The sequence below is a fragment of the Streptomyces amritsarensis genome (assembly GCF_001953875.1).
In the GTDB taxonomy this organism is placed as follows: Bacteria; Actinomycetota; Actinomycetes; order Streptomycetales; family Streptomycetaceae; genus Streptomyces; species Streptomyces amritsarensis.
Genome location: NZ_MQUR01000105.1, coordinates 1 through 23,357 on the forward strand (window position 1 = coordinate 1; position 23,357 = coordinate 23,357).

General features: G+C 72.1%; 19 protein-coding genes and 1 pseudogene. 17 read left to right on the plus strand and 3 right to left on the minus strand.

From position 1 onward, the window contains the following. The 6 genes from AVW11_RS30460 to galE all read left to right on the plus strand — a co-directional run. The coding region (locus tag AVW11_RS30460; protein ID WP_240528311.1) for an Rne/Rng family ribonuclease at positions 1-3,459 on the plus strand (3,459 nt) is incomplete at its 5' end. A gap of 250 nt (positions 3,460-3,709) precedes the next feature. Continuing rightward, on the plus strand, positions 3,710-4,030 hold the full coding sequence (gene rplU, locus AVW11_RS30465) for a 50S ribosomal protein L21 (protein WP_015033583.1): 321 nt from the start codon (positions 3,710-3,712) through the stop codon (positions 4,028-4,030). Positions 4,031-4,043: 13 nt separating this feature from the next. Next, positions 4,044-4,298 carry a 50S ribosomal protein L27 gene (rpmA, locus tag AVW11_RS30470; RefSeq protein WP_030840805.1) on the plus strand — a complete coding sequence of 85 codons (255 nt, stop codon included), beginning with the start codon at positions 4,044-4,046 and terminating at the stop codon, positions 4,296-4,298. 178 nt (positions 4,299-4,476) lie between these two features. Beyond that, positions 4,477-5,922 carry a GTPase ObgE gene (gene obgE, locus AVW11_RS30475; protein ID WP_030840809.1) on the plus strand — a complete coding sequence of 482 codons (1,446 nt, stop codon included), beginning with the start codon at positions 4,477-4,479 and terminating at the stop codon, positions 5,920-5,922. Between the two features lie 60 nt (positions 5,923-5,982). Further along, positions 5,983-7,599: a glycosyltransferase family 2 protein gene (locus tag AVW11_RS30480; RefSeq protein WP_060178041.1), complete on the plus strand. Its 1,617-nt coding sequence runs from the start codon at positions 5,983-5,985 to the stop codon at positions 7,597-7,599. 59 nt (positions 7,600-7,658) lie between these two features. Beyond that, positions 7,659-8,672, plus strand: coding sequence for a UDP-glucose 4-epimerase GalE (gene galE / locus AVW11_RS30485; protein ID WP_060178042.1), 1,014 nt, complete (start codon positions 7,659-7,661; stop codon positions 8,670-8,672). Positions 8,673-8,764: 92 nt separating this feature from the next. Here the strand turns inward: galE and AVW11_RS30490 are convergent, their stop codons facing one another. Continuing rightward, positions 8,765-9,913, minus strand: coding sequence for a glycosyltransferase (locus AVW11_RS30490; protein ID WP_060178043.1), 1,149 nt, complete (start codon positions 9,911-9,913; stop codon positions 8,765-8,767). Further along, positions 9,910-12,789: a bifunctional glycosyltransferase/CDP-glycerol:glycerophosphate glycerophosphotransferase gene (locus AVW11_RS30495; RefSeq protein WP_060178044.1), complete on the minus strand. Its 2,880-nt coding sequence runs from the start codon at positions 12,787-12,789 to the stop codon at positions 9,910-9,912. Before AVW11_RS30495 ends, AVW11_RS30490 begins: the two co-directional genes overlap by 4 nt. Before the next feature lie 177 nt (positions 12,790-12,966). Between AVW11_RS30495 and AVW11_RS30500 the strand changes: the two genes are divergently transcribed. From AVW11_RS30500 to AVW11_RS30530, 7 genes are all read left to right on the plus strand, one after another. Further along, positions 12,967-13,962 (plus strand): glycosyltransferase family 2 protein, encoded by a 996-nt coding sequence (locus AVW11_RS30500; protein WP_037832499.1) that lies wholly within the window; start codon positions 12,967-12,969, stop codon positions 13,960-13,962. Next, complete coding sequence (locus AVW11_RS30505; RefSeq protein ID WP_037832501.1) at positions 13,959-14,399, plus strand: GtrA family protein; 441 nt, start codon at positions 13,959-13,961, stop codon at positions 14,397-14,399. The genes AVW11_RS30500 and AVW11_RS30505 overlap by 4 nt, the downstream gene beginning before the upstream one ends. 76 nt (positions 14,400-14,475) lie before the next feature. Next, on the plus strand, positions 14,476-15,603 hold the full coding sequence (gene proB / locus AVW11_RS30510; protein ID WP_030840827.1) for a glutamate 5-kinase: 1,128 nt from the start codon (positions 14,476-14,478) through the stop codon (positions 15,601-15,603). Positions 15,604-15,708: 105 nt separating this feature from the next. Then, positions 15,709-16,104 (plus strand): hypothetical protein, encoded by a 396-nt coding sequence (locus tag AVW11_RS30515; protein ID WP_225885106.1) that lies wholly within the window; start codon positions 15,709-15,711, stop codon positions 16,102-16,104. A 156-nt stretch (positions 16,105-16,260) separates the two neighbouring features. Beyond that, complete coding sequence (locus AVW11_RS30520) at positions 16,261-17,544, plus strand: glutamate-5-semialdehyde dehydrogenase (protein ID WP_076046630.1); 1,284 nt, start codon at positions 16,261-16,263, stop codon at positions 17,542-17,544. A gap of 77 nt (positions 17,545-17,621) precedes the next feature. Beyond that, positions 17,622-18,197, plus strand: coding sequence for an SCO2584 family spore wall biosynthesis protein (locus AVW11_RS30525; RefSeq protein WP_060178046.1), 576 nt, complete (start codon positions 17,622-17,624; stop codon positions 18,195-18,197). Between the two features lie 68 nt (positions 18,198-18,265). Beyond that, on the plus strand, positions 18,266-19,408 hold the full coding sequence (locus AVW11_RS30530; RefSeq protein ID WP_076046631.1) for an SCO2583 family membrane protein: 1,143 nt from the start codon (positions 18,266-18,268) through the stop codon (positions 19,406-19,408). Here AVW11_RS30530 and AVW11_RS30535 read toward each other — a convergent pair. Next, on the minus strand, positions 19,392-20,480 hold the full coding sequence (locus tag AVW11_RS30535; protein ID WP_030840842.1) for a M48 family metallopeptidase: 1,089 nt from the start codon (positions 20,478-20,480) through the stop codon (positions 19,392-19,394). The two genes, AVW11_RS30530 and AVW11_RS30535, sit on opposite strands and share 17 nt — an antisense overlap. 139 nt (positions 20,481-20,619) lie before the next feature. Here AVW11_RS30535 and AVW11_RS37880 point away from each other — a divergent pair, with 139 nt between their 5' ends. The 4 genes and pseudogenes from AVW11_RS37880 to AVW11_RS38775 all read left to right on the plus strand — a co-directional run. After that, complete coding sequence (locus AVW11_RS37880) at positions 20,620-20,787, plus strand: hypothetical protein (protein WP_037661433.1); 168 nt, start codon at positions 20,620-20,622, stop codon at positions 20,785-20,787. Between the two features lie 36 nt (positions 20,788-20,823). Then, entirely contained in the window at positions 20,824-21,441 is a 618-nt protein-coding gene (nadD, locus tag AVW11_RS30540) for a nicotinate-nucleotide adenylyltransferase (RefSeq protein ID WP_030840845.1), read from the plus strand. Between the two features lie 23 nt (positions 21,442-21,464). Then, complete coding sequence (locus AVW11_RS30545; protein WP_076046632.1) at positions 21,465-23,168, plus strand: LCP family protein; 1,704 nt, start codon at positions 21,465-21,467, stop codon at positions 23,166-23,168. 119 nt (positions 23,169-23,287) lie between these two features. Further along, positions 23,288-23,357, plus strand: a pseudogene (locus tag AVW11_RS38775) (ribosome silencing factor); the annotation flags it as partial.

The following is a 23,357-nucleotide window of genomic DNA, read 5'->3' on the forward strand; positions in this document are numbered from 1 at the left end:
CGGGTCCGTCGTCGTGCGACCCGTGCCGTGGCCGCCCCGGCCGCTGAGGCTGCCGAGGTTCCGGTTGCGGAGGCTCCGGCTGCCGCCGAGGCTGCCGCCCCGGTCGTCGAGGAGGCTGCTCCGGCTCCGCGGGCCCGTCGTCGTGCCACCCGCGCCGTGGCCGCCCCGGCCGCCGAGACCCCGGCCGCGGAGACCGCCGCCGAGCCCGCTGCGGCCGCCGCCGCGGAGGAGGCCCCCAAGGCCGCCCGCGCCGTGACCGTCGCCGACGCCGTGGACGCCCCCAAACGCGGCCGCCGCCGCGCCACCCGTTCCACCACCGCGGCCGCCGCCGCCCCGCAGCAGCCCGCCGCCGAGCCCGAGGCCGCCGAGGCGCCCGCCGCTCCGGCCCGAGCCCGCCGCGCGGTGCGTCCCGCCGTCGCCGTCTTCCAGGCGCCGGTCTTCACCGAGCCGATGTTCCAGACCCCCGAGACCGCCGCCATGGCCGCCGCTGCCGCCGCAGCCGCGATCGAGGCCGAGGAGGTCGAGGAGGAGGAGGCCGAGGCCGCCGCTCCCGCCGAGCCCGTGCAGCCCGCCGGCCGCCGCCGTCGCCGTGGCCGCGGTGCCGCCGAGACTGCGCCGGTCTCCCTGCCCGAGGTGCTCGCGGAGGAGGAGCCGGAGGCCGAGGCCACCGACCTCGAAGAGGAGTCCGCCGAGTTCGACGAGGGCGACGAGTCGGGCGAGCGCCCCTCGCGCCGCCGCCGTCGCGGCGGCCGTCGTCGCCGTCGCGGTGAGGCCGCCGACCTCGACGAGTCCGCCGAGGAGGAGGCCGAGGCCGAGGCCGAGTCCGCCGAGCAGGACACCGAAGAGGAAGAGGAGGAGGCCGAGGAGGCTCTCGGTTCCACCTCCAGCCGCCGTCGGCGCCGTCGCCGCCGCCGCAGCGGCGAGCCCGCCGACGTCACCGGCGAGTCCGCCGGCGACGAGGACGGTGTCCGCACCGTGGTCAAGGTCCGCGAGCCCCGCCCGGCGCGCGAGAAGGCCGAGCCGTCCGACGAGGTCCAGTCCATCAAGGGCTCGACCCGCCTGGAGGCGAAGAAGCAGCGCCGCCGCGAGGGCCGCGAGCAGGGCCGCCGCCGGGTGCCGATCATCACCGAGGCCGAGTTCCTGGCCCGCCGCGAGGCCGTCGAGCGCGTCATGGTCGTCCGCCAGAGCGGCGAGCGCACCCAGATCGGCGTCCTCGAGGACAACGTGCTCGTCGAGCACTACGTCAACAAGGAAGAGGCCACCTCGTACGTCGGCAACGTCTACCTGGGCAAGGTCCAGAACGTGCTGCCGTCGATGGAGGCCGCCTTCATCGACATCGGCAAGGGCCGCAACGCGGTCCTGTACGCCGGTGAGGTCAACTTCGAGGCGCTCGGCATGGCCAACGGGCCGCGTCGCATCGAGTCCGCCCTCAAGTCCGGCCAGTCGGTCCTCGTGCAGGTCACCAAGGACCCGATCGGCCACAAGGGCGCCCGCCTGACCAGCCAGGTCTCGCTGCCCGGCCGCTACCTGGTCTACGTGCCCGAGGGCTCGATGACCGGCATCAGCCGCAAGCTGCCCGACACCGAGCGCGCCCGCCTGAAGACCATCCTCAAGAAGATCGTCCCCGAGGACGCGGGCGTCATCGTGCGCACCGCCGCCGAGGGCGCGAGCGAGGACGAGCTGCGCCGCGACGTCGAGCGTCTGCAGGCCCAGTGGGAGGACATCCAGAAGAAGTCGAAGCAGATCACGACCTCTTCGCCGTCCCTGCTGTACGGCGAGCCGGACATGACCGTCCGCGTCGTGCGCGACATCTTCAACGAGGACTTCTCGAAGGTCATCGTCAGCGGTGACGGTGCCTGGGAGACCATCCACGGCTACGTCTCGCACGTGGCCCCGGACCTGGCCGACCGGCTCCAGCGCTGGACCTCCGAGGTCGACGTCTTCGCGACGTACCGGATCGACGAGCAGCTCGCCAAGGCGCTCGACCGCAAGGTGTGGCTGCCCTCGGGCGGCTCGCTGGTGATCGACAAGACCGAGGCGATGATCGTCATCGACGTCAACACCGGCAAGTTCACCGGTCAGGGCGGCAACCTTGAGGAGACCGTCACCAGGAACAACCTGGAGGCGGCCGAGGAGATCGTGCGCCAGCTGCGGCTGCGCGACCTCGGCGGCATCGTCGTCATCGACTTCATCGACATGGTCCTGGAGTCCAACCGCGACCTGGTCCTGCGCCGCATGCTGGAGTGCCTGGGCCGCGACCGTACGAAGCACCAGGTCGCCGAGGTCACCTCGCTGGGCCTGGTCCAGATGACCCGCAAGCGGGTCGGCCAGGGCCTGCTGGAGTCCTTCTCCGAGACCTGCGTCCACTGCAACGGCCGCGGTGTCATCGTCCACATGGAGACGCCGGCCGCGATCGGCGGCGGTGGCAACGGCAAGCGCTCCAAGCGCCGTGGCGGCCGCGCGGAGTTCGACCAGCACGACCACGACGTCGAAACCGTCGAGACCGCCGAGTCGGAGGCCTTCGAGTCCGAGGCCGAGCTGGCCGCGGAGGTCGCCGCGCCGAAGGCGCTGCCCGAGCCGGAGTTCGTCGCGGGCGAGGAGCTCTACAGCTCCCCGGCCGAGGCCGAGGCCGCGGCGGGTCTGAGCGGACGCCGCAACCGGCGCCGTGCCACCCGCAAGGCCACCGCTCCCGCGGGTGCCCCGCGGGGCGAGGCGCCCGCGGCCCCGGCCCCGGCCCCCGTGGCCGAGGTCGTCGCCGAGCCCGTCACCGAGCCGGCCGACACCGTCCTGGAGCCGGTCGCCGAGGTCGTCGCCGAGGCCGTCGAGGCCGCGGAGTCGGTCGAGGCCGCCGCGGTCGCCCCGGTCGAGGAGGCCGCGCCGAAGGGCCGTACCCGGCGCCGTGCGACCCGCAAGGCCACCGCGCCCGCGCCGGTCGCCGAGGCCGTCGCGGAGCCCGTCGTGGCCGCGGAGCCGGAGCCCGAGCAGGCTCCGGAGCCGGTCGTCGCCGCGGAGCCCGAGCCCGTCGCCGAGCCCGAGCCCGTCGCCGAGCCCGAGCCCGTCGCCGCGGCCGAGGAGGCCCCGGTCGCGGAGGCCGCGCCGGCCCGTCCGCGCCGCCGTGCCACCCGCAAGGCCACCGCACCCGCCGGGTCCCCGGCGGGCGCCGCGGAGGCCGCCGTGGTGGTCGTCGAGGCCCCGGTGACCGAGCCCGCCGCGCCGGCCGAGGAGGCCGAGGCGGTGGCGGAGGAGGCCGCGCCGGCCAAGAAGGCCGCCCGCAAGGCCCCGGCCAAGAAGGCGACCGCGGCGAAGAAGGCCCCGGCCAAGAAGGCGGCGGCCGCCAAGAAGACCGTGGCCAAGAAGGCGGCCACGACCAAGAAGACCGCGGCGAAGCGGACGACGAAGAAGACCGCGGCGGCGGAGCAGCAGGCCGCCCCGTCCGTCTCGGCCCCGACCGAGGCCTGATCCGTCACGTGGCCGTGGGTCCCGCCGAGCGGCGGGACCCACGGCTCTACGGGGCCCGGTTTGACCCTCCGGAACCGGCCCCGTAACCTAGACCGTCGGCGTGTCCTGTACGCGCCGCGCTCCTGAGCACCTTCCTCCCGCTGAGCACCGCGCGGGAGAGGCCGCTCGTCCATTCCGGATCAGCGTGGGCCCCGGCCCGCCTGAGCGGCTGGCTTCAGGAGCATCCGTCCCGAGTGAGAGAGAGATCCGCGTGTACGCCATCGTGCGCAGCGGTGGTCGCCAGCACAAGGTTGCTGTCGGCGACATCGTTGAGGTTGACAAGATTTCCACTGCCAAGGTTGGCGACACGGTCGAGCTCTCGACCCTGCTCGTTGTCGACGGCGACGCCGTGACCAGCGACCCGTGGGTCCTGGCCGGCATCAAGGTCACGGCCGAGGTCGTGGACCACCACAAGGGCGCCAAGATCGACATCCTGCGCTACAAGAACAAGACCGGCTACCGCCGTCGCCAGGGTCACCGCCAGCAGTACACGGCGATCAAGGTCACCGGTATCCCCGCGGCTGCGAAGTAAGAGGGACTGAGACATGGCACACAAGAAGGGCGCATCGTCCACCCGGAACGGGCGCGACTCCAATGCCCAGCGGCTCGGCGTGAAGCGCTTCGGCGGTCAGGTCGTCTCCGCCGGCGAGATCCTCGTCCGCCAGCGCGGCACCCACTTCCACCCGGGCTCGGGTGTCGGTCGTGGTGGCGACGACACGCTGTTCGCGCTGCAGGCCGGTTCCGTGCAGTTCGGCACGCACCGTGGCCGCAAGGTCGTCAACATCGTTCCGGCCGCCTGATCCAGCTCCGGCTGATCGAGCGTTCGTAACTTCCCGAGGGCGGATCTCAGCTCTTCCCGGCTCAGGCCGGGAAGAGAGGTCCGCCCTCGGCGCGTTGTCACATAGACACGTTTAATGGGCAGCAAGGCCTGCCACCGGACTTGTCCGGACTATCCCCGCTGTATCTGGAGGAACAACCATGACCACCTTCGTGGACCGCGTCGAGCTGCACGTCGCCGCGGGTAACGGAGGCCACGGCTGCGCCTCCGTTCACCGGGAGAAGTTCAAGCCGCTCGGCGGCCCCGACGGCGGAAACGGCGGCCGTGGCGGCGACGTCATCCTGGTGGTGGAGCAGGCGATCACCACCCTGCTGGACTACCACCACAGCCCGCACCGCAAGGCCACCAACGGCAAGCCCGGCGAGGGCGGCAACCGCTCCGGCAAGGACGGCCAGGACCTGATCCTGCCCGTTCCGGACGGCACCGTCGTCCTCGACAAGCAGGGCAACGTCCTCGCCGACCTCGTCGGCCAGGGCACCACCTACGTGGCGGCCGAGGGCGGCCGCGGCGGCCTCGGCAACGCCGCGCTCGCCTCCGCCCGCCGCAAGGCCCCCGGCTTCGCGCTCCTCGGCGTCCCCGGCACCACCGGCGACATCGTCCTGGAGCTCAAGACCGTCGCCGACGTGGCGCTGGTGGGCTTCCCGAGCGCCGGCAAGTCCTCGCTGATCTCGGTGCTCTCCTCCGCCAAGCCGAAGATCGCGGACTACCCCTTCACCACCCTCGTCCCGAACCTGGGCGTCGTCACCGCCGGCTCGACGGTCTACACGATCGCCGACGTCCCGGGCCTGATCCCCGGCGCCAGCCAGGGCAGGGGCCTGGGCCTGGAGTTCCTGCGCCACGTCGAGCGCTGCTCGGTGCTCGTGCACGTCCTGGACACGGCCACCCTGGAGACCGACCGCGACCCGATCGCCGACCTCGACGTCATCGAGGAGGAGCTCAAGCTCTACGGCGGCGGCCTGGAGAAGCGCCCGCGCCTCGTCGTCCTCAACAAGGTCGACATCCCCGACGGCCAGGAGCTCGCCGACATGGTGCGCCCCGACCTGGAGGCCCGCGGCTACAAGGTCTTCGAGGTCTCCGCGGTCGCCCGCACGGGCCTGAAGGAGCTCTCCTACTTCCTCGCCGAGGTCATCGCCAAGGCCCGCGCCCGCAAGCCGAAGGAGGAGGCGACCCGCATCGTCATCCGCCCGAAGGCCGTGGACGACGCCGGCTTCACCGTCGCCTACGACGAGGCCGAGGACGTGTACGTGGTGCGCGGCGAGAAGCCGGAGCGCTGGGTCCGCCAGACCGACTTCAACAACGACGAGGCCGTCGGCTACCTGGCCGACCGGCTCAACCGCCTCGGGGTCGAGGACGCGCTCAAGAAGGCCGGCGCGCGCGCCGGCGACGGCGTCGCCATCGGCTCCGACGAGAACGCGGTCGTCTTCGACTGGGAGCCGACCATGATGGCCGGTGCCGAGATGCTGGGCCGCCGCGGTGAGGACCACCGCATGGAGGCGCCGCGCCCGGCCACCCAGCGCCGCAAGGAGAAGGAAGCCAAGCGCGGGGACTCGGCGCAGAAGGAGTACGACGAGTTCCGGCCGTTCTAGGGGGTGTCCGTCCCGGAGGGTTTGAAGGCGTCTTTATGCGGGTCGCCTAGGATCCTCCGGGTGAACAGCAGCAACCTCCCCACGGTCTCCGTCGTGGTCATCGCGTACAACGACGCCGGGCTCGTGGGCGAGGCCGTCTCCTCGGCCCTCGCCCAGGGCCCGGTGGTCACCGAGGTCATCGCGGTGGACGACGCCTCGTCCGACGGCACCGCGCGGGTACTGGACGAACTGGCCTCCCTCCACCCCCGCCTCAAGGTCGTGCACCGGACGGAGAACAGCGGCGGGTGCGGCACCCCCCGCAACGACGGGATCGCCGCGGCGTCCGGCCGGTACGTGCTCTTCCTCGACAGCGACGACATCCTGCCACCGGGCGCGGCGGACGCCCTGGTGCGCACCGCGGAGCGGCACAGTGCCCCGGTCACCGTCGGCGCGGCCGTGCGGCGCGAGCTGCCCCAGCGCCACGACGTGCCGTGGATGCCCGGCCTCTACACCCCCGGCGACGTCATCGAGCGCCCCGCGGACCGGCCCGAGCTCGTCCGCGACACCCTCTGCGTCAACAAGCTCTACGAGCGCGCCTTCCTCCAGGAGCACGGCCTGCGCTTCCCGGACGGCCGCTTCGTCTACGAGGACTTCGTCTTCACGTCCCGCGTGCTGGCCGCGGCCCCCCGCATCGCCGTCACCGGCGACCTCGTCTACGTCTGGCACGTGCGCCGCAGCGCCGCCCAGGTGTCGATCTCCCTGGACCGCAAGGACGTCGGGAACTGGCGTTCCCGCATCGAGGCGCACCGCACCGCCGCCCGGACCCTCGCCGCGGCCTCCCCGGTCCTGGGCAGCGCCTGCCAGGTGAAGTTCCTCGAGTACGACCTGCCCATGTACCTGCGCGAGCTCGGCCGCGATCCCGACTACCAGGCGGCCTGGTGGACCCTCACCCGCGAGTACCTCGACACCTTCGCCGAGGCGGACGTCGAGGCCGCCGAGGCGCGCGCCCGCTGGATCGTCCGGGTGCTGCGTGCCACCGCGACCCCGCCCGCCGACGTCGAGCGGCTCACCCGCCTGGCCGCGCAGCCGCCGCGCCTGCTGCCCCCGTACGCGGTCGGCGCCGCCGGTGAGCCGGTGTGGAGCGAGGAGCTGCCCGTCGAGCTGGACGGCCTGCCGGCGCTGCCCGTCGAGGACCTGCCCGTCACCGTCGACGCCGAACCGGCGGGCCGCGGCGCCGTGCGGATCCGCGTGCACGACCTCTACGGGCGCCTCGCCGGGGCCGGCCCGCAGACCGCCCGCCTGAGCTTCATGCCCCGTGCGGGAGGCGAGCCCGTCCTCGCGCGCCCCGTCGAGCTGGTGCCCGACCAGGGCGGCGGCTGGACGGCCGTGCTGCCGTTCCGGCTCGCCGATCTCGCCGTCACGGGCCGCCGCCGGGGACTGCGCAGGATGCAGGCATGGAACGTCGGGGTGGGCGTGCAGTGTGCCGACGGGAGCTCGGTGTTCACCTCCCTGCGCCCCCGGGGCCGGCTGCTCCGCCGTCGGGCGCTGCCCAGCAGCCGGTACGGTGTTCTGCTGGCGCAGCCCTACCGGACGGGGGCCGGCGCCCTCGCGCTGCGCCTCGCGCCGGGCGCCGAGGGGGCCCTGGACCTCGTACGCAACCGCCTCCACCGGGCCCGGGCGGCCCGGGGGGCGGGCTGAAGCCGCTGCGCCCCACTGTGCTTTCCCCACCGAAGTCGGACAGGACCAAGGAGATACACATGACGTTTCTGATCACCGGTGGCGCCGGTTACATCGGCGCGCACGTCGTCCGCGCGATGCTGCTCGCGGGGGAGAAGGTCGTCGTCCTCGACGACCTGTCCACGGGCAACGAGGACCGCGTCCCGGAGGGCGTCCCGCTGGTGGTCGGCTCCGTCCTGGACCGGCTGGTGCTGGAGAAGACCCTCCGCGAGCACAAGATCACGGGTGTGGTGCACCTGGCGGGCAAGAAGCAGGTCGGCGAGTCCGTCGAGAAGCCGCTGTACTACTACCACGAGAACGTCCAGGGCCTGACGGTCCTGCTCCAGGCCGTGGCCGACGCGGGCGTGCGCAACTTCCTGTTCTCCTCCTCCGCCTCCGTGTACGGCATGCCGGACGTGGACCTGGTCACCGAGGACACCCCGTGCGCGCCGCTGAGCCCGTACGGCGAGACCAAGCTGGCCGGCGAGTGGCTGGTCCGCGCCGCGGGCAAGGCGCACGGCATCTCCACCGCCTGCCTGCGCTACTTCAACGTGGCGGGCGCCGCGACCCCGGAGCTCGCGGACACCGGAGTCTTCAACCTGGTCCCGATGGTCTTCGAGCGGTACGACGCCGGCCAGGGCGCCAAGATCTTCGGCGACGACTACCCGACGCCGGACGGCACCTGCATCCGCGACTACATCCACGTCGAGGACCTGGCGGAGGCCCACGTGGCTGCCGCCCGCAAGCTGGCCGAGTGGGCCGCGGCGGAGGACTACAAGGACCTCACCGTCAACATCGGGCGCGGCGAGGGCGTTTCGGTCGCCGAGATGGTCGAGCTCCTGAACAAGGGCACCGGGCACGACTACGCCCCGGTGATCAGCCCGCGCCGCCCCGGGGACCCGGCCAAGGTCGTGGCCTCCGCCGACCGGATCAACACGGTGCTGGGCTGGCAGGCCCGCCACGACGTCAGCGAGATGGTCACCTCCGCCTGGGCGGGCTGGGAGGCCAACAAGGTGGCCCGCAAGGACGCGCACCGCGACGTCCACAAGGCCTGACCGGTCGGCCGGCCCCCGGCCCCATGACGAAGCCGCCCGCCCCGGACACCTCCGGGGCGGGCGGCTTCGCCGTGTCGCGTGCGGCGGTGCCCTCAGCGCTCCAGGAAGGAGAACAGCTCCTCCCAGCGGTCGGTGATCTCGGCGCCGGAGTAGCGCTTCACCGAACGGAAGGCGTTGTCCCCGAGCCGGTCGCGCAGTTCGCGGTCGGCCATCAGGGCGTCCAGGTGGCCGGCGAGCTCCATCGTGTTGCCCAGCCGGGCCAGCAGCCCGTCCTCGCCGTGCTCGACGATCTCCCGCACGCCCGGCGCGCAGTCGAATGCGGCCGGGGCCACGCCCGCCGCCATCGCCTCCAGCAGCGTGATCGGGAAGCCCTCGGCGCGCGAGGCCTGCGCGAACACCGAGGCGCCGCGCAGCGCGCCCAGTACGTCGTCGGTGCTGCCCATCCACTCGACGCAGTCGTCGAGTCCGAGCGCGGTGCAGTGCGCGCGCAGCGCCTCCTCCTCCACGCCCGCGCCGTAGATCCGCAGGACCCAGTCGGGGTGGTGCGGGGCCGCGTCGGCCCACGCGTCGAGCAGCAGGTCGACGCCCTTCTCGAAGGCGAGGCGGCCGACGCTGGCCACGACCTTCCCGGTGCGGGGGGCGGGGGTGTCCGGCATGAAGGGGATCGGGTTCGGCATGCTGGCGACGTTCTCCATGCCCGCCCGGATCCACAGGTCCGCGTCCTCGGGGGTCAGCACCAGCAGCCGGTCGACCTCCGGGTAGTACCGGCGGACCCGCTCGCCGCGGGTGGACTTCTGGCTGGCCTCGAACGACTCGTGGCTCATGCCGATGACGGACAGCCCCTTGGTGTCGGCGAGCGCCACCCACTCCATCGCCCAGATCTGGGTGACGATGACGACCCCGCCCGGGCGGGCCGCGCGCAGCAGCTCGCTCAGCCGCTCCGCCTTGGCCCGCATCTGCGCCCGCCGGGCCGCCTGGCGGCGCCGCTCGGGCGCGTTCAGCCGGCCCTTGATGCCGCGCAGCCGGCGTGCCGACGGCGGGTGGGCGTCGTAGAGCGTGGTGGTCTCGTAGGGCAGGTCCTGCGGCAGCTTCTGGCGGATCTCCTCGGCGACCGGCGCGATGCCGACGATGTGCACCCTGTGCCCGCGGTCGGTGAACTGCCGGGCCATCTGGTGCGACCAGGTGGTCACGCCGCCGATCTCGTCGACGCTGTTGGAGACGATGAAGATGTCCCGGCTCACTTGCCGCTCCCGGTGAAGAACTTCTCGACGATCTGGCGGGCCGCGTCCCCGCGGTCGTACTCGCCGAACTCGGTGAGGAAACGCTGCCGCGCCTCCGCGTACTTGGCGTCCGCCTCCTCGAAGGCCGCCAGCGCCTGGAGGAGTTCGTCCGCGGTGGCCACCACCGGGCCCGGGGCCTTCTCCTTCAGGTCGAAGTACGTGCCGCGGATGTCGTTGGCGTACTTCTCGTAGTCGTAGGCGAAGAACACCATCGGCCGGTCCAGGACCGCGTAGTCGAACATCACGGACGAGTAGTCGGTGATCAGGCCGTCGGCGAGGGCCAGCAGCGGGGTGATGTCGTGGTGCCGTGACACGTCGACGACCCGGCCGGCGACCGACGGCGGCAGCGAGACGCTGTTGAGGTAGTGGGTGCGCACCAGCAGCGTGAAGCGGTCGCCGAGCCGGTCCGCGAACTCCTCCACGTCGAAGGGGAAGGTGAAGCCCTCCACCGCGCCGTCCGCGCCCGCCCGGAAGGTCGGCGCGTACAGCAGCACCTTCCTGTCCGGGTCGATGCCGAGTTCGGCGGCGAGGGCGCCGCGGACCCGCTCACCGCTGTCCGCCTCGGCCCGGTGCGCCTCGACGAGGGCGTCGTTGCGCGGGTAGCCCGTGCGCAGCAGCACCTCGTCGCGCAGCCGGAAGGCCTTGGCGAGGGTCCGCACGTCGTGCTCGGAGCGGATCAGGAAGTGGTCGAAGCGGTCGACGGCCGCCTGGAAGCGGGCCTGGCCGGCCCGTCCCTGCGCCTTGGTGCGGGGCTCGTGGAAGCCCATCCGCTTGAGCGCGGAGCCGTGCCAGGTCTGGATGTACGTGGTGCCGGGGCGCTTGGCGAGGGCCAGCGGGAAGCCCTGGTTGTCGACCCAGTACTCGGCCTGGGCCAGGGCGCGCAGGTACTGCCAGCTCCAGCGCTTGACCAGGGTGGCCTCCTTCGGGAAGCCGGTGGGCTTGGCGCCGGCGTACGACCAGATTGCCTCGAAGGGCACGCCCTGGCGGACCATCTCCTCGTAGATGGCCTTGGGGCTGTCGCTGTACTGCTTGCCCATGTGGCTCTCGAAGACGACCGTGCCCTTCTTGACGGGCAGCTTGGAGAAGACCTCGTGGTAGATCTTCACCTTCTGCTCGCCGGAGCCCATGTTCCGCCGGGCCCGCAGGGCCTTGCGCAGACCCCGCTTGACCACGCCCGCCGCCTTGCCCTGTATGGCGTTGTTGATCAGCGACTGGGTGCGGACGGCGGCGGCGCCCTCCGCGGTCAGGACGTAGGAGAGGTTGCCCTTCTTGGTCATCTCCGCCGCGAAGCGGTCGGAGACCAGGCGGGTCAGCCGCGGCCGTACGCGCAGCCGGGCCGCGGAGTCCAGGTCGAGGCCGCCGACCGACACGCGGGTGGTGATCCGCTCGCCCCCGGCCGTCAGCTTCAGGCGGACGTCCCAGACGGCGTCGATGATGCCGAGGGGGCGGACGGTGCCGCCGATGTCGGCCGTGGTGCGCCACTCGATCGTGTCACCGGCGTGGCGCACGGTGGCCACCGGGAAGCTGAAGGAGCGCACACCGACCTGCCGGCGGGCCCGCAGTTCCAGGGTGGCCTTCAGCTCCGCGTCGTCGGCGATGCGGCCCAGCGGGTTCACGACGGTGCCGGCCAGCGTCACGGTGCCGCGGCCGTCGTCCTCGTAGGAGGTGAGGCGGTTGCCGAGGGTGAGGGAGGGGAGCGGGGTGGTGTGGAAGCCCTGCTCGGTGACGTCCAGTATCCGGCGGGCCTCGGCGGCGTCGGGGCCGTCGATGTGCTGGGCGCACCAGTAGACGCGGCCGTCGCGCTCGGCGAGCGGCGAGGTCAGCCGGCCCTTGTTGATCATGGCGTCGGCGGCCGGGAGCAGGTTGTCCCAGTCCTCCTTGCCCAGCAGGTACGCGCAGATCGCCTGGAGGTGGGTGACGTGCTCGTAGGCCTCCGGGTCGATGCCGGCGAGGTAGCCGTTGGCGAGGCGCGCGAACTCCTGGCGGTACTCGTCGCTCAGCAGCGGCAGGTCGCGCAGGTGCAGGACCAGGTCGTGCTTGAGGAACTTGGCGTCCTTCGCGGACTTGATGTCCGTGTGGCCCTTGGCCGCGAGGAGCTCGTCGACGCGCCGGTGGATCTCCATCCGGTGGACGAAGTTCGCGATCTCGTGGCGCCGGTTGCTGATCGACTTGGCCGCGGCCTTCTCGACCACGTTCCAGAAGTAGACGTGGTTGGGGATCAGCGTGATGCGGCGGGCCGCCACGTACGCCTGCGCGGAGAAGAGCAGGTCCTCGTAGTGGATGCCGACCGGGAACTCCAGGCCCTGCTCCAGCAGGAACGCGCGCCGGTAGCACTTGTTCGTGGAGAGCGTGTCGTAGACCAGCAGGTCCGGGAACTCGGTGATCGACTCCAGCGTGCGGGTGCGCGAGTAGATCCAGGGGTACCACTCGGTGGTCTTGCCCCACCGGTTGTCGAGGTGCACGCGTACGCACATGCCCGAGACCAGGTCGGAGCCGGTCCGCTCGGCGGCGGCCAGCATGTTCCGGCAGGCGTTGCGCTCCAGCACGTCGTCGCTGTCGAGGAACATCACGTACGTTCCGGTGGCCTGCTGGATGCCGTGGTTGCGCGGCGCACCGCAGCCGCCGCTGTTCTGCGGCAGCTGGAAGGCGCGCACCCTCCCCGGATGCGCGGACTCGAGTTCCTGGGCGACCGCGAAGGAGCGGTCCTGGCTGCAGTCGTCGACGATCACGACCTCGACACTCTGGAGTGTCTGGTCGAGAACCGACTGGACTGCTGTCGACAGACGCTCTGCGTCGTTGTAGACGATGACGACCACGGAGACGTCGGGCACGTGCACCTCGATCCCTTCGTTTCGTTCCGCTCATTCCGCTTATCCCGTCAAAGCTACCGTGTGCCGCCCTCGGCTCAGGCAGGGCGACTCTCGGTAGCCGCTCGCCGTGCATACTTCTAAGGAAGAGGTGCGAGGCGGGTCCGGTCGCCACAATCACCCGTTCGGATCCAGCAGGAAGTGTTCATGACCAAGCTGTCCGTAGTTGTCCCCTGCTACAACGAAGAAGCCGTCATCGACAGCTTCGACGCCGAGATCCGGAAGGTCCTGGGCGCCCTCCCCGTCGAGTACGAGGTCTGCTACGTCGACGACGGAAGCCGCGACGGGACCCTCGACAAGCTCCGGAAGATCGCCGCGGAACACGGCGAACGGACCCGCTACGTCTCCTTCAGTCGCAACTTCGGCAAGGAGGCCGGCATGCTCGCCGGGCTGCGCGAGGCCACCGGCGACGCCGTCGTGATCATGGACGCCGACCTCCAGCACCCGCCGGAGCTCATCGCGACCATGCTCGAGCACTACCGGCAGGGCCACGACCAGATCATCGCCCGCCGCACCCGCGAGGGCGACAAGAAGGTCCGCTCCGCGCTCAGCCGCCTCTACTACCGGGGCGTCAACCGCTGGGTCGACGTCGAACTCACCGACGGCGTCGGCGACTTCCGGATGCTCTCGCGCCCGGCCGTGGACGCCCTGCTGTCCCTGCCGGAGTACAACCGCTTCTCCAAGGGCCTGTTCTCCTGGATCGGCTTCGACACCGTCCACTTCGACTACCGCAACGCGCAGCGCGAGGCCGGCGAGACCAAGTGGAAGTTCGGCGCCCTGCTGAACTACGGCATGGACGGCCTGATCTCCTTCAACAACCGGCCGCTGCGGATCGGTATCTGGTTCGGGGTGTCCCTGGTCGCCCTGACCGGCCTCTACGCGCTGTGGATCACCGTCATGGCGATCACCAACGGTGTGGACGCACCCGGCTACGTCACCCTTGTGGCCATCATCACGGGCCTGGGCGGCGTCCAGCTGATCATGCTGGGCCTCGTCGGCGAGTACATCGGCCGCATCTACTACGAGACCAAGCGCCGGCCGCACTTCCTGGTGAAGGAGTCGCACGGCTGCGAACCCCTCCCGCGGACCGCGAACACCACCCCGGCCGCCGAGCCGACGATCGTGGAGCGCAGCAGCCGATGACCCGCAGGGAACAGCTCGGCCAGGTATTCCGCTTCGCCCTCGTGGGCGGGGTCAACACCGGCACCTTCTTCGGCATCTACCTTCTGCTGCACCCGTGGATGCCGTACTTCGCCGCCTACTCGCTCGCCTTCGCGCTGGCGATGGTCGGCTCGTTCTTCATGAACACCTACTTCACCTACCGGACCAGGCCGACCTGGAAGAAGTTCCTCCTCTTCCCGCTGACGAACGTGACCAACTACGTCATCCAGTCCGCCGGCCTGTACGCCCTGGTCGCCTGGGCCGGGATGGACACCCGGATCGCCCCGCTGGTCGCGGCGGTCGTGGCCATCCCGTTCACCTTCCTGCTCTCCCGCAGGATCCTCGTCCCGGGCGCGTCCCGGGCCGCCGCCGGGCAGGAAGAGCGCCAGGGGCGGGCCACGAGCTCGTCCACGGTCTGAAACCCCCGAGCGACTCCCGTCGGCCACCCCGTAGATTGAGGTGGCAGGCATCGATGCAAGGGGCAAGGGGAAGAACGTGTCAGCGGCTAGGCAAGGTGTCGTGGACGCCCGCAGGATCGTGGTCAAGGTCGGCTCCTCCTCCCTGACCACCGCGGCGGGCGGACTGGACGCCGACCGGGTGGACGCACTCGTCGACGTCCTGGCCAAGGTCCGCAGCGGCGGTGAGAAGGAGATCGTCCTCGTCTCCAGCGGAGCCATCGCCGCCGGGCTCTCCCCGCTCGGCCTGCGCCGCCGCCCGAAGGACCTGGCCCGCCAGCAGGCCGCGGCCAGCGTCGGCCAGGGCCTCCTCGTCGCCCGCTACACCGCCTCCTTCGCGCGCTACGGCCTGCGCGTCGGCCAGGTGCTGCTCACCACCGACGACACCAGCCGCCGCGCCCACTACCGCAACGCCTACCGGACCCTCGACCAGCTGCTGGCCATGGGCGCCCTCCCGGTCGTCAACGAGAACGACACCGTCGCCACGGACGAGATCCGCTTCGGCGACAACGACCGGCTCGCCGCCCTCGTCGCCCACCTCGTCCGCGCGGACCTCCTCGTCCTCCTCTCCGACGTCGACGGCCTCTACGACGGCGACCCCTCCCAGCCCGGCACCACCCGCATCGACGAGGTCCGCGGACCCGAGGACATCGCGCACGTCTCCATCGGCAGCGCCGGCAAGGCGGGCGTGGGCACCGGCGGCATGGTCACCAAGGTCGAGGCGGCCCGGATCGCCGCCGCCGCCGGGATCCCGGTGGTGCTCACCTCCGCCAGCCAGGCCGCCGACGCGCTGGCGGGGCGGGGGACCGGCACCTTCTTCCACGCGACCGGGCGCCGCTCCGCGGACCGGCTGCTCTGGCTCCAGCACGCCTCCACCCCGCAGGGCCACCTGGTCCTCGACGACGGGGCGGTCAGGGCCGTGACCCAGCGCGGCAGCTCCCTGCTGCCCGCGGGCATCGCGGCGGTCGAGGGGGACTTCGTGGCCGGGGACCCGGTCGAACTGCGCGCCGCCGACGGCCGCGCCGTGGCCCGGGGGCTCGTCAACTTCGACGCCAAGGAACTCCCCCAGCTCCTCGGCCGCTCCACTCGCGAGCTCGCGCGGGAACTCGGACCCGCGTACGAGCGGGAGGTCGTCCACCGTGACGATCTGGTCCTGCTCCAGGGCTGAGGTTCGGCAAAACCGCAGCGCGGCCGCTCGGGGACTGGTCAACTGTGAGGAGCGGGGCAGGCGGACACGCGTAGCGAAGACGGGAGACGGCTGGTGAGACGAGCACTGACCAGCGTCGGCACGGGGGACGGTGACGGCGGCGGGTACGAGCAGGACCAGGCCTCGCGCCTGTGGCACGTGACCCTGAGCGTCTCCGGCAAGCCGGCCCCGCTGTCCGAGGTCCGGCGGGGGCTGGAGCAACTGGCCCACGACCACCCCTTCCTCCTGACCAGCCGGTACGCCGACGACCACGCGGAGATCCGGTACTGGGAAGAGGCCCGCGACCTCCACGACGCGGCGGCCGTCGCCCTGCGCCTGTGGGGCGAGCACCGCTCCTCGGCGCAGCTGCCGCCCTGGGAGATCGTCGGCCTGGAGGTCATCGACCGCGCCACCTACCACCTGCGCGTCGCCGAGGGCTACGGCCCACCCCCCGCCCACCCGGTGGGCGTCCACCCGTACTGACCAAGCACTACTAGACGCCCGGGGGCCGGGGCGGAGGCCGGGAGGCGGAGAAAGGGCGGGGCGGGGCCAGGCTCGGCGCAGCGGCTGCGCCGACGGCCGTCTCGCGGGATGGAAGCCCCACCGGGAGTACGTCCCCGGCGCACTACCCTGGACGGCATGACCTCGCTCGATGCCGCCACCGCCACCTCGCCCGTCCTCGCCACCGCGCACCGCGCCCGGACCGCCGCCGCGGCCATCGCCCCACTCCCGCGGTCCGCCAAGGACACGGCCCTGCTGGCGATCGCGGACGCGCTGCCGGCCCGTACCGCCGAGATCATCGCGGCCAACGCCCTGGACACCGACAAGGCCCGCGCCGCCGGCACCAGCGAGACCGTCATCGACCGGCTCACCCTGACCCCCGAACGGGTCGCGGCCATCGCCTCCGACGTACGCGACGTCGCCGCCCTGCCCGACCCGGTCGGCGAGGTCGTCCGCGGCAGCACCCTGCCCAACGGCATCGACCTGCGGCAGATCCGCGTCCCCCTCGGGGTCGTCGGCATCATCTACGAGGCCCGCCCCAACGTCACCGTCGACGCCGCCGCCCTGTGCCTCAAGTCCGGCAACGCCGTCCTCCTGCGCGGCAGCTCCTCCGCCTACGCCTCCAACACCGCGCTCGTCACCATCCTCCGCGACGCCGTCGAGAGCGCCGGCCTGCCCGCCGACGCGATCCAGCTCGTCCCCGGCGAGTCCCGCGACTCCGTCCGCGAGCTGATGCGCGCCCGCGGACTCGTCGACGTGCTCATCCCGCGCGGCGGCGCCTCCCTCATCAAGACCGTGGTCGAGGAGTCCACCGTCCCCGTCATCGAGACCGGTACCGGCAACTGCCACGTCTACGTCGACGCCCAGGCCGACCTCGACACGGCCGTGGACATCCTCATCAACTCCAAGGCCCAGCGGCCCTCCGTCTGCAACGCCGCCGAGACCCTCCTCGTCCACCGCGACATCGCCGACGCCTTCCTGCCGCGCGCCCTCGACGCGCTCGCCGACGCCGGCGTCACCGTCCACGGCGACCCGGCCGTCCTCGCCGCCGCCGAGGGCACCAAGGCCACCACCCTGCCCGCCACGGACGAGGACTGGGCCGCCGAATACCTCTCCTACGACATCGCCGCGGCGGTCGTGGACTCCCTCGACGACGCCGTCACCCACATCCGCCGCTGGACCTCCGGGCACACCGAGGCGATCGTCACCACCTCGCAGGCCGCCGCGCGCCGCTTCACCCAGCTGGTCGACTCCACCACCGTCGCCGTGAATGCATCCACTCGGTTCACCGACGGTGGCCAGTTCGGCTTCGGCGCCGAGATCGGCATCTCCACGCAGAAGCTGCACGCCCGGGGCCCGATGGGGCTTCCCGAACTCACCTCGACCAAGTACATCGTCACCGGCGACGGTCACGTTCGGTAGTCGCACCGCCCACTTGGTGTGGCCGGAATTCGGCGCACTCCCTGCCCAAAGGCTCCCCCCAGGTCTACGCTGTTCCCGTGCCGGACGACGTGGGGGGCAAGCCGTTCCCGGACGACGGGACCCCCGAAGACGATGCAGACGACCGCGGAGGCGCGGAAGAGTACTTCGCCTCCGTGGTGTTCGACGAGGACTTCGTCCGGAACGCCGAGATCCATGAACCGAGCGCCGCCGAGCGCCAGCGGGCGGCCGACCGGGCGCGCGCCGAGGCGGAAGCCGCCAGGGCCGTCGCCGGAGGCTGGACGGGCGACGACGACCACGACGGCTACGGCTACGGCCACCCCGACGGGTACGACGGCGACGAGTACGGCTGGGAGCACGGCGGCGGCCACGAGCGGGGCCACGGCCACCCCGACGGCCCGTACGGGGCCTACGGCGGAAGCCTGCGCCCCTACCGGGGCCGCGCGCCGTGGCTGCGTCCGGTCGCCTGGGTGCTCGCCCTCGTGATGGGCCTCGGCATGGTCGCGCTCGCCTTCAGCGCCGTCTACCGCAGTGCCTCGGGCGAAGCGGACCCCGCTCCGGCGCCCGCCAGCACCCCCAGGCGTGAAGTCACCGGCGTCGGCGCGTTTACGTACCCTTCAGTACGCCAACCCTGAAGGTACGACCCCGCTCGCGTTCGCCGGAGCCGGGGGCTTCTCTGAAGCGGGGACAGCGGGGAGAAGCGATGGCCGTGCCAGGAGATCCACCCGACGGCACCCCCGACGCCACCGGCGGGGGCGATGACGAGTTCCGGTCGGACGAGTACCGATCGGTGGTGTTCGACGAGGATTTCGTCCGTGCTGCCCGGCTCCAGGAGTACTCCGCCCAGGAACGCATGGGCGAGCACGCCCGGGCCGTCCGCAGCCGGTCCATCTGGTCCGGCGGCGGCACCGCACCCCGGACCAGCACCCCCGGCCGCGGCGCCCGGCAGGGCATGCTGCTCGTGCTGCTCATCGCCACGGCCTTCGCCGTCGCCGTCTACATGGGGCTGCGCAACCCCTACGTGCCACTGCCCGCCGGCACCGCCCAGCCGCTCACCAGCACCGTCGTCCCGCTCGCGCCGACCACCGACGTGCCCGGCGGGCCGCCGCCCGAGCTGTTCGCGAAGAGCCCCGCCGCCGGCTACCGGGTGGGCGCGGCCGGGATCACCCTGCCCGCGGTGCGCCGCACACACCACTTCACCGACGTCCACGTCGTCACCGCGCTGTCCATCGCCAAGGACTACCTGGTGCAGTCCTCGCTGGACCCCGACGTCCTGGCCGGATCCGCCACCCGGCCGGTGCGCGTCCTGCTCGACCCCGACCAGCTGGCGCAGTTCGACCGCAGCATGACCTCGCCCTCCGGCGACGGCCGGCACGCGGCCACCGGCTGGCTGGTCCGCCTCGACCCGGCCACCGCCGTCCTGGCCGACTCCCGGGTCAGGGTGAGCGGCACCCTCGCCTTCGAGGAGGTGGCCCAGGACGTGCTGGAGGTCACCACCGATCACACCTTCGTGTACGCCGTCCGGCCGGCCGGCGGAGCTCCGGCCGCCGCCGACGGCGCATCGCTGTTCACCGTCCGGCGCGAGCTGCGGCTGCGCTTCGACCGGGACGACCTGAGCGCCCGGCGGCTGGAGCTGGCCTCGGCCTATGTGATGGCCGGACCGCAGGACTGCTCGGCCGACCCGGCCGCAGGCTTCCGCCCGCTCCTGGCCGGGGCCGACCCCACCACCGTGGGGCCGGCCGCCAGCGACCCGTACGCCAGCGGCCAGCCGAGGCGCTCGGCCGGGCTGTGCGGCGTACTGGCACCGTCCTCGACCGCGGGCGGTGCGGTCAGCCCCGCCCCGTAGCCCCGCCCTTGCCGTCGGAGCCGGTGTCCGCACCCGAGCCGCCCCCGGCGCCTGCGCCGGTGAACTTGTCGCGCAGCCTGCCGCCCATGTCGGCCGCGCCGCCCGCGATGTCGCCCACCAGCTTGAACAGCGGGTCCTTGCTGGTGCGCACCGAGTCGGCGTAGTGCGCGGCCGACTCCCGGAAGGAGTCCGTGACCGAGGTGTCCTTGTCCTCCTCGCGGCGCGGGTAGTGGCCGTCCATGATCCGCTGGTAGTCCCGGCTCTCCGACCACTTCTTCAGCTCGGCCGCCCGGACCGTGGTGAAGGGGTGCGTGCGCGGCAGCATGTTGAGGATCTTCAGCACGGAATCCCGCAGGTCGCCGCCCTTCTCGTACTCGTCGGCCTGCTCCAGGAAGGCGTCCACGTTCATCTCGTGCAGGTGGTTGCCGCCCGCCAGCTTCATCAGCCCGCGCATCGAGGCCGTCACGTCCTGCCCCACCAGCAGCCCCGCCCGGTCGGCCGAGAGCTCCGACTTGCGGAACCACTCCCGCAGCGCGGTCACGATCGTCATGATCGCCACATTGCCCAGCGGGATCCACGCGACCTTCAGCGCCAGGTTCGTCAGGAACAGCAGGATCGTGCGGTACACCGAGTGCCCCGACAGCGCGTGGCCCACCTCGTGGCCGACCACCGCCCGCATCTCCTCCTCGTCGAGCAGCTCGACGAGGCTCGTGGTCACCACGATGATCGGCTCGTCCAGCCCGATGCACATGGCATTGGGCCGAGGGTCCTGCTGCACGTACATCTGCGGGACCTTCTCCAGGTCCAGGATGTAACAGGCGTCGCGGAGCATCGCGTACAGGTGCGGGAACTGCGTCTCGCCCACCCGCACCGAGTCCGACAGGAACAGCAGCCGCAGGCTCCGCTCCGGGAGCAGCCCGCTGAGGGCCTTGAAGACCGTGTCGAAGCCGCTCAGCCTGCGCAGCGCCACCAGGGCCGAACGGTCCGCCGGATGCTCGTACGCACGCGAGGAGATACCGGGGAACCTCCTGCGGTCCCGCGCCGGTGCCTTCTCGAAACCCGTCTCCGTCATTGCGCCCTCCCCTGGTGGAACTGCTCGGCCATGCGTCTATCCTCTCCAACGCCTGAGTCGGCGCGAGCGTGCCCCGGGCACCCGCATACGATGTGAGCGAAGTCTCCGACCGCTCCCCGACTCGATAGGTACCTGCCTGATGAGCCTCTCCTCCACCGCCCACAACCTGGTCGTCCTCGCCTCGGAGGGGGCCGAACAGCACGGCGGCAACCACGACAGCCTCAACCCCTACGTGACCGGCGGCGCCGCCTTCATCATCCTGATGCTGATGCTCTGGGTCACCACGCGCCTGAACCGCGACCGCTAGTCGGACCGGTCCGCCGGGCCAGTAGGCTCTGCGCTCATGGGAGAGCAGGAGACGCCTACCGGTCCGGTCAAGCGCCGGCTCGGCGTGATGGGCGGGACATTCGACCCGATCCACCACGGACACCTGGTGGCCGCCAGCGAGGTGGCCGCCCTTTTCCACCTCGACGAGGTGGTGTTCGTGCCGACGGGCGAGCCGTGGCAGAAGTCCCAGCGGGCCGTCTCGCCCGCCGAGGACCGCTACCTCATGACGGTCATCGCCACGGCCTCGAACCCGCAGTTCTCGGTGAGCCGCATCGACATCGACCGCGGCGGGCCGACGTACACGATCGACACCCTCCGGGACCTGAAGGCGCTGAACGACGACGCCGACCTGTTCTTCATCACGGGTGCCGACGCGCTCTCCCAGATCCTGACCTGGCGGAACGCCGACGAGCTCTTCTCGCTCGCCCACTTCATCGGAGTCACCCGGCCGGGCCACGTCCTCACCGACGACGGACTCCCCGCAGGCGGCGTCTCCCTGGTCGAGGTCCCCGCACTGGCGATCTCGTCCACGGACTGCCGTGCGCGCGTCGCCCAGGGGGATCCCGTCTGGTACCTGGTGCCGGACGGCGTGGTGCGCTACATCGACAAGCGTGAGCTGTACCGGGGAGCCTGAGCTTCCGGAGAGAGGGGCCCGCGGTGAACGACCGACAGGATCCGTACGACCCGTATGCCGCCCACGAGCAGCAGCTCATCGGCTACGACGCGTACGGGCGGCCGGTGTACGGCCAGGCGCCCGCGCAGCCCGCCCAGCAGTACGAACAGCAGTACGGCTACGACTACGACTACCAGGGCTACGACCAGCAGCAGCCGCAGCAGTACTACCCGCAGCAGCAGCCGGCCCAGGAGTACGGGCAGCAGGAGTACACCCAGGCGCCCCCCTACGGGTACGACCCGCAGCAGGCCCAGCAGCAGACCCCTCAGCAGGCCCAGCAGGCGCCGCAGCAGACCCGGCAGTGGATCCCGCAGCAGACGGCGCCCGAGCCCCCGGCCGCCGGGCAGCCCCCCGCCCCGGCGGAGCGGCCGGCCCCGCAGGTCCCCGAGCCGCGCCGGCCCGAGGGCGGCCCCGAGGCGGGCCGGGACTACCGCACCGAGATGTTCGCCTTCATCGACCAGCCGGACGAGGACTCCGAGGACGTCATCGACTGGCTCAAGTTCACCGAGAGCCGCACCGAACGCCGCGAGGAGGCCCGCCGCCGCGGCCGCAACCGCGTGGTCGCGCTGATCGTCGTCCTCGCCGTGTTCGTCGTCGCGGGCCTCGGCTACCTCTGGTACGCGGGCAAGCTGCCCTTCCTCGACGGCTTCGGCGACAAGAAGACCGCCGCCACCGCGGGCGCCGCGGCGCAGAAGCGCGACATGATCGTCGTGCACCTGCACAACACCAAGAAGGGCGGCACCTCCTCGGCGCTGCTCGTGGACAACGTCACCACCGAGCAGGGTGCCACCGTCCTGCTGCCGAACGCCCTCGCCGTCACCCAGCAGGACGGCACCGTCACGGCACTCGGCAAGGCGGTCGAGGAGGGCGGGCTCGGCACCCGCGAGGCCCTCGACTCCGTGCTCGGCACCGCCATCGGCGGCACCTGGCGCCTGGACACCCCCTTCCTGGAGAACCTGGTCGAGCTGGTCGGCGGCATCGAGGTCGACACCGACACGGCGGTACCGGCCGACGACGCGGCCAAGACGCCGGCCGTGGGCCAGGGCCAGAAGCAGAGCCTGAGCGGCCCGATGGCCGTCGCGTACGCCACGTACCGCGCCCAGGGCGAACCGGAGGCCAAGCAGCTGGAGCGCACGGGCAAGGTGCTCCACGGCGTCCTGCGCAAGTTCCCGAGCGACCCGAAGGCCGCGGCGGTCACGGTCGAGAGCATCGGCCAGATCCTCGATCCCGCCCTGGACGCCAAGACCCTCGGCGCCCTGCTGTCCAAGCTCGGCGCGCACGCCAAGGTGGGCGCGTACCGCACCGACGTCGTCGCGGTGAAGGCGGACGGGACGCTCACGGACGAGGCCAACAAGAAGGTCGTCAAGGAGGTCCTCGGCGGCTCCGCCGACGCCGCACAGCCCGGCGCCACCCCGCGCGTCGGACTCAAGGACGCCACCGGCGACGAGAAGGCGCAGGTCGCGGCGAAGGCGGCGCTGATGAACGGCGGCTACACCTTCGTGGACGGAGGCAAGGCCGACAAGACCGCGGCCGCCTCGCAGATCACCTACCAGGACGACGCCCAGCGCGACCGCGCGATCGAGGTGGCCAAGACGCTGGGGCTGCCGGAGACGGTCGTGAAGAAGGCCGAGAACGTCGTGAACGCCGAGGTCGTGGTGATCCTGGGCAAGGACTACAAGCCGTCCTGACCGGGCGGCGGCCCGGCCGGAGAGGGCGCCCGCGCCCGCGCGGAACGTTCCGCGCGGGCGCTGTCGGCGGTACATGAGACCCTTGTAAGGATCTGCCCGCCAACCCGAAAGCATGGCCAGTGACCGCCACGGACCGCTCCATCGAGCTCATCACCACCGCTGCCCAGGCAGCGGCCGACCGGCTCCCGC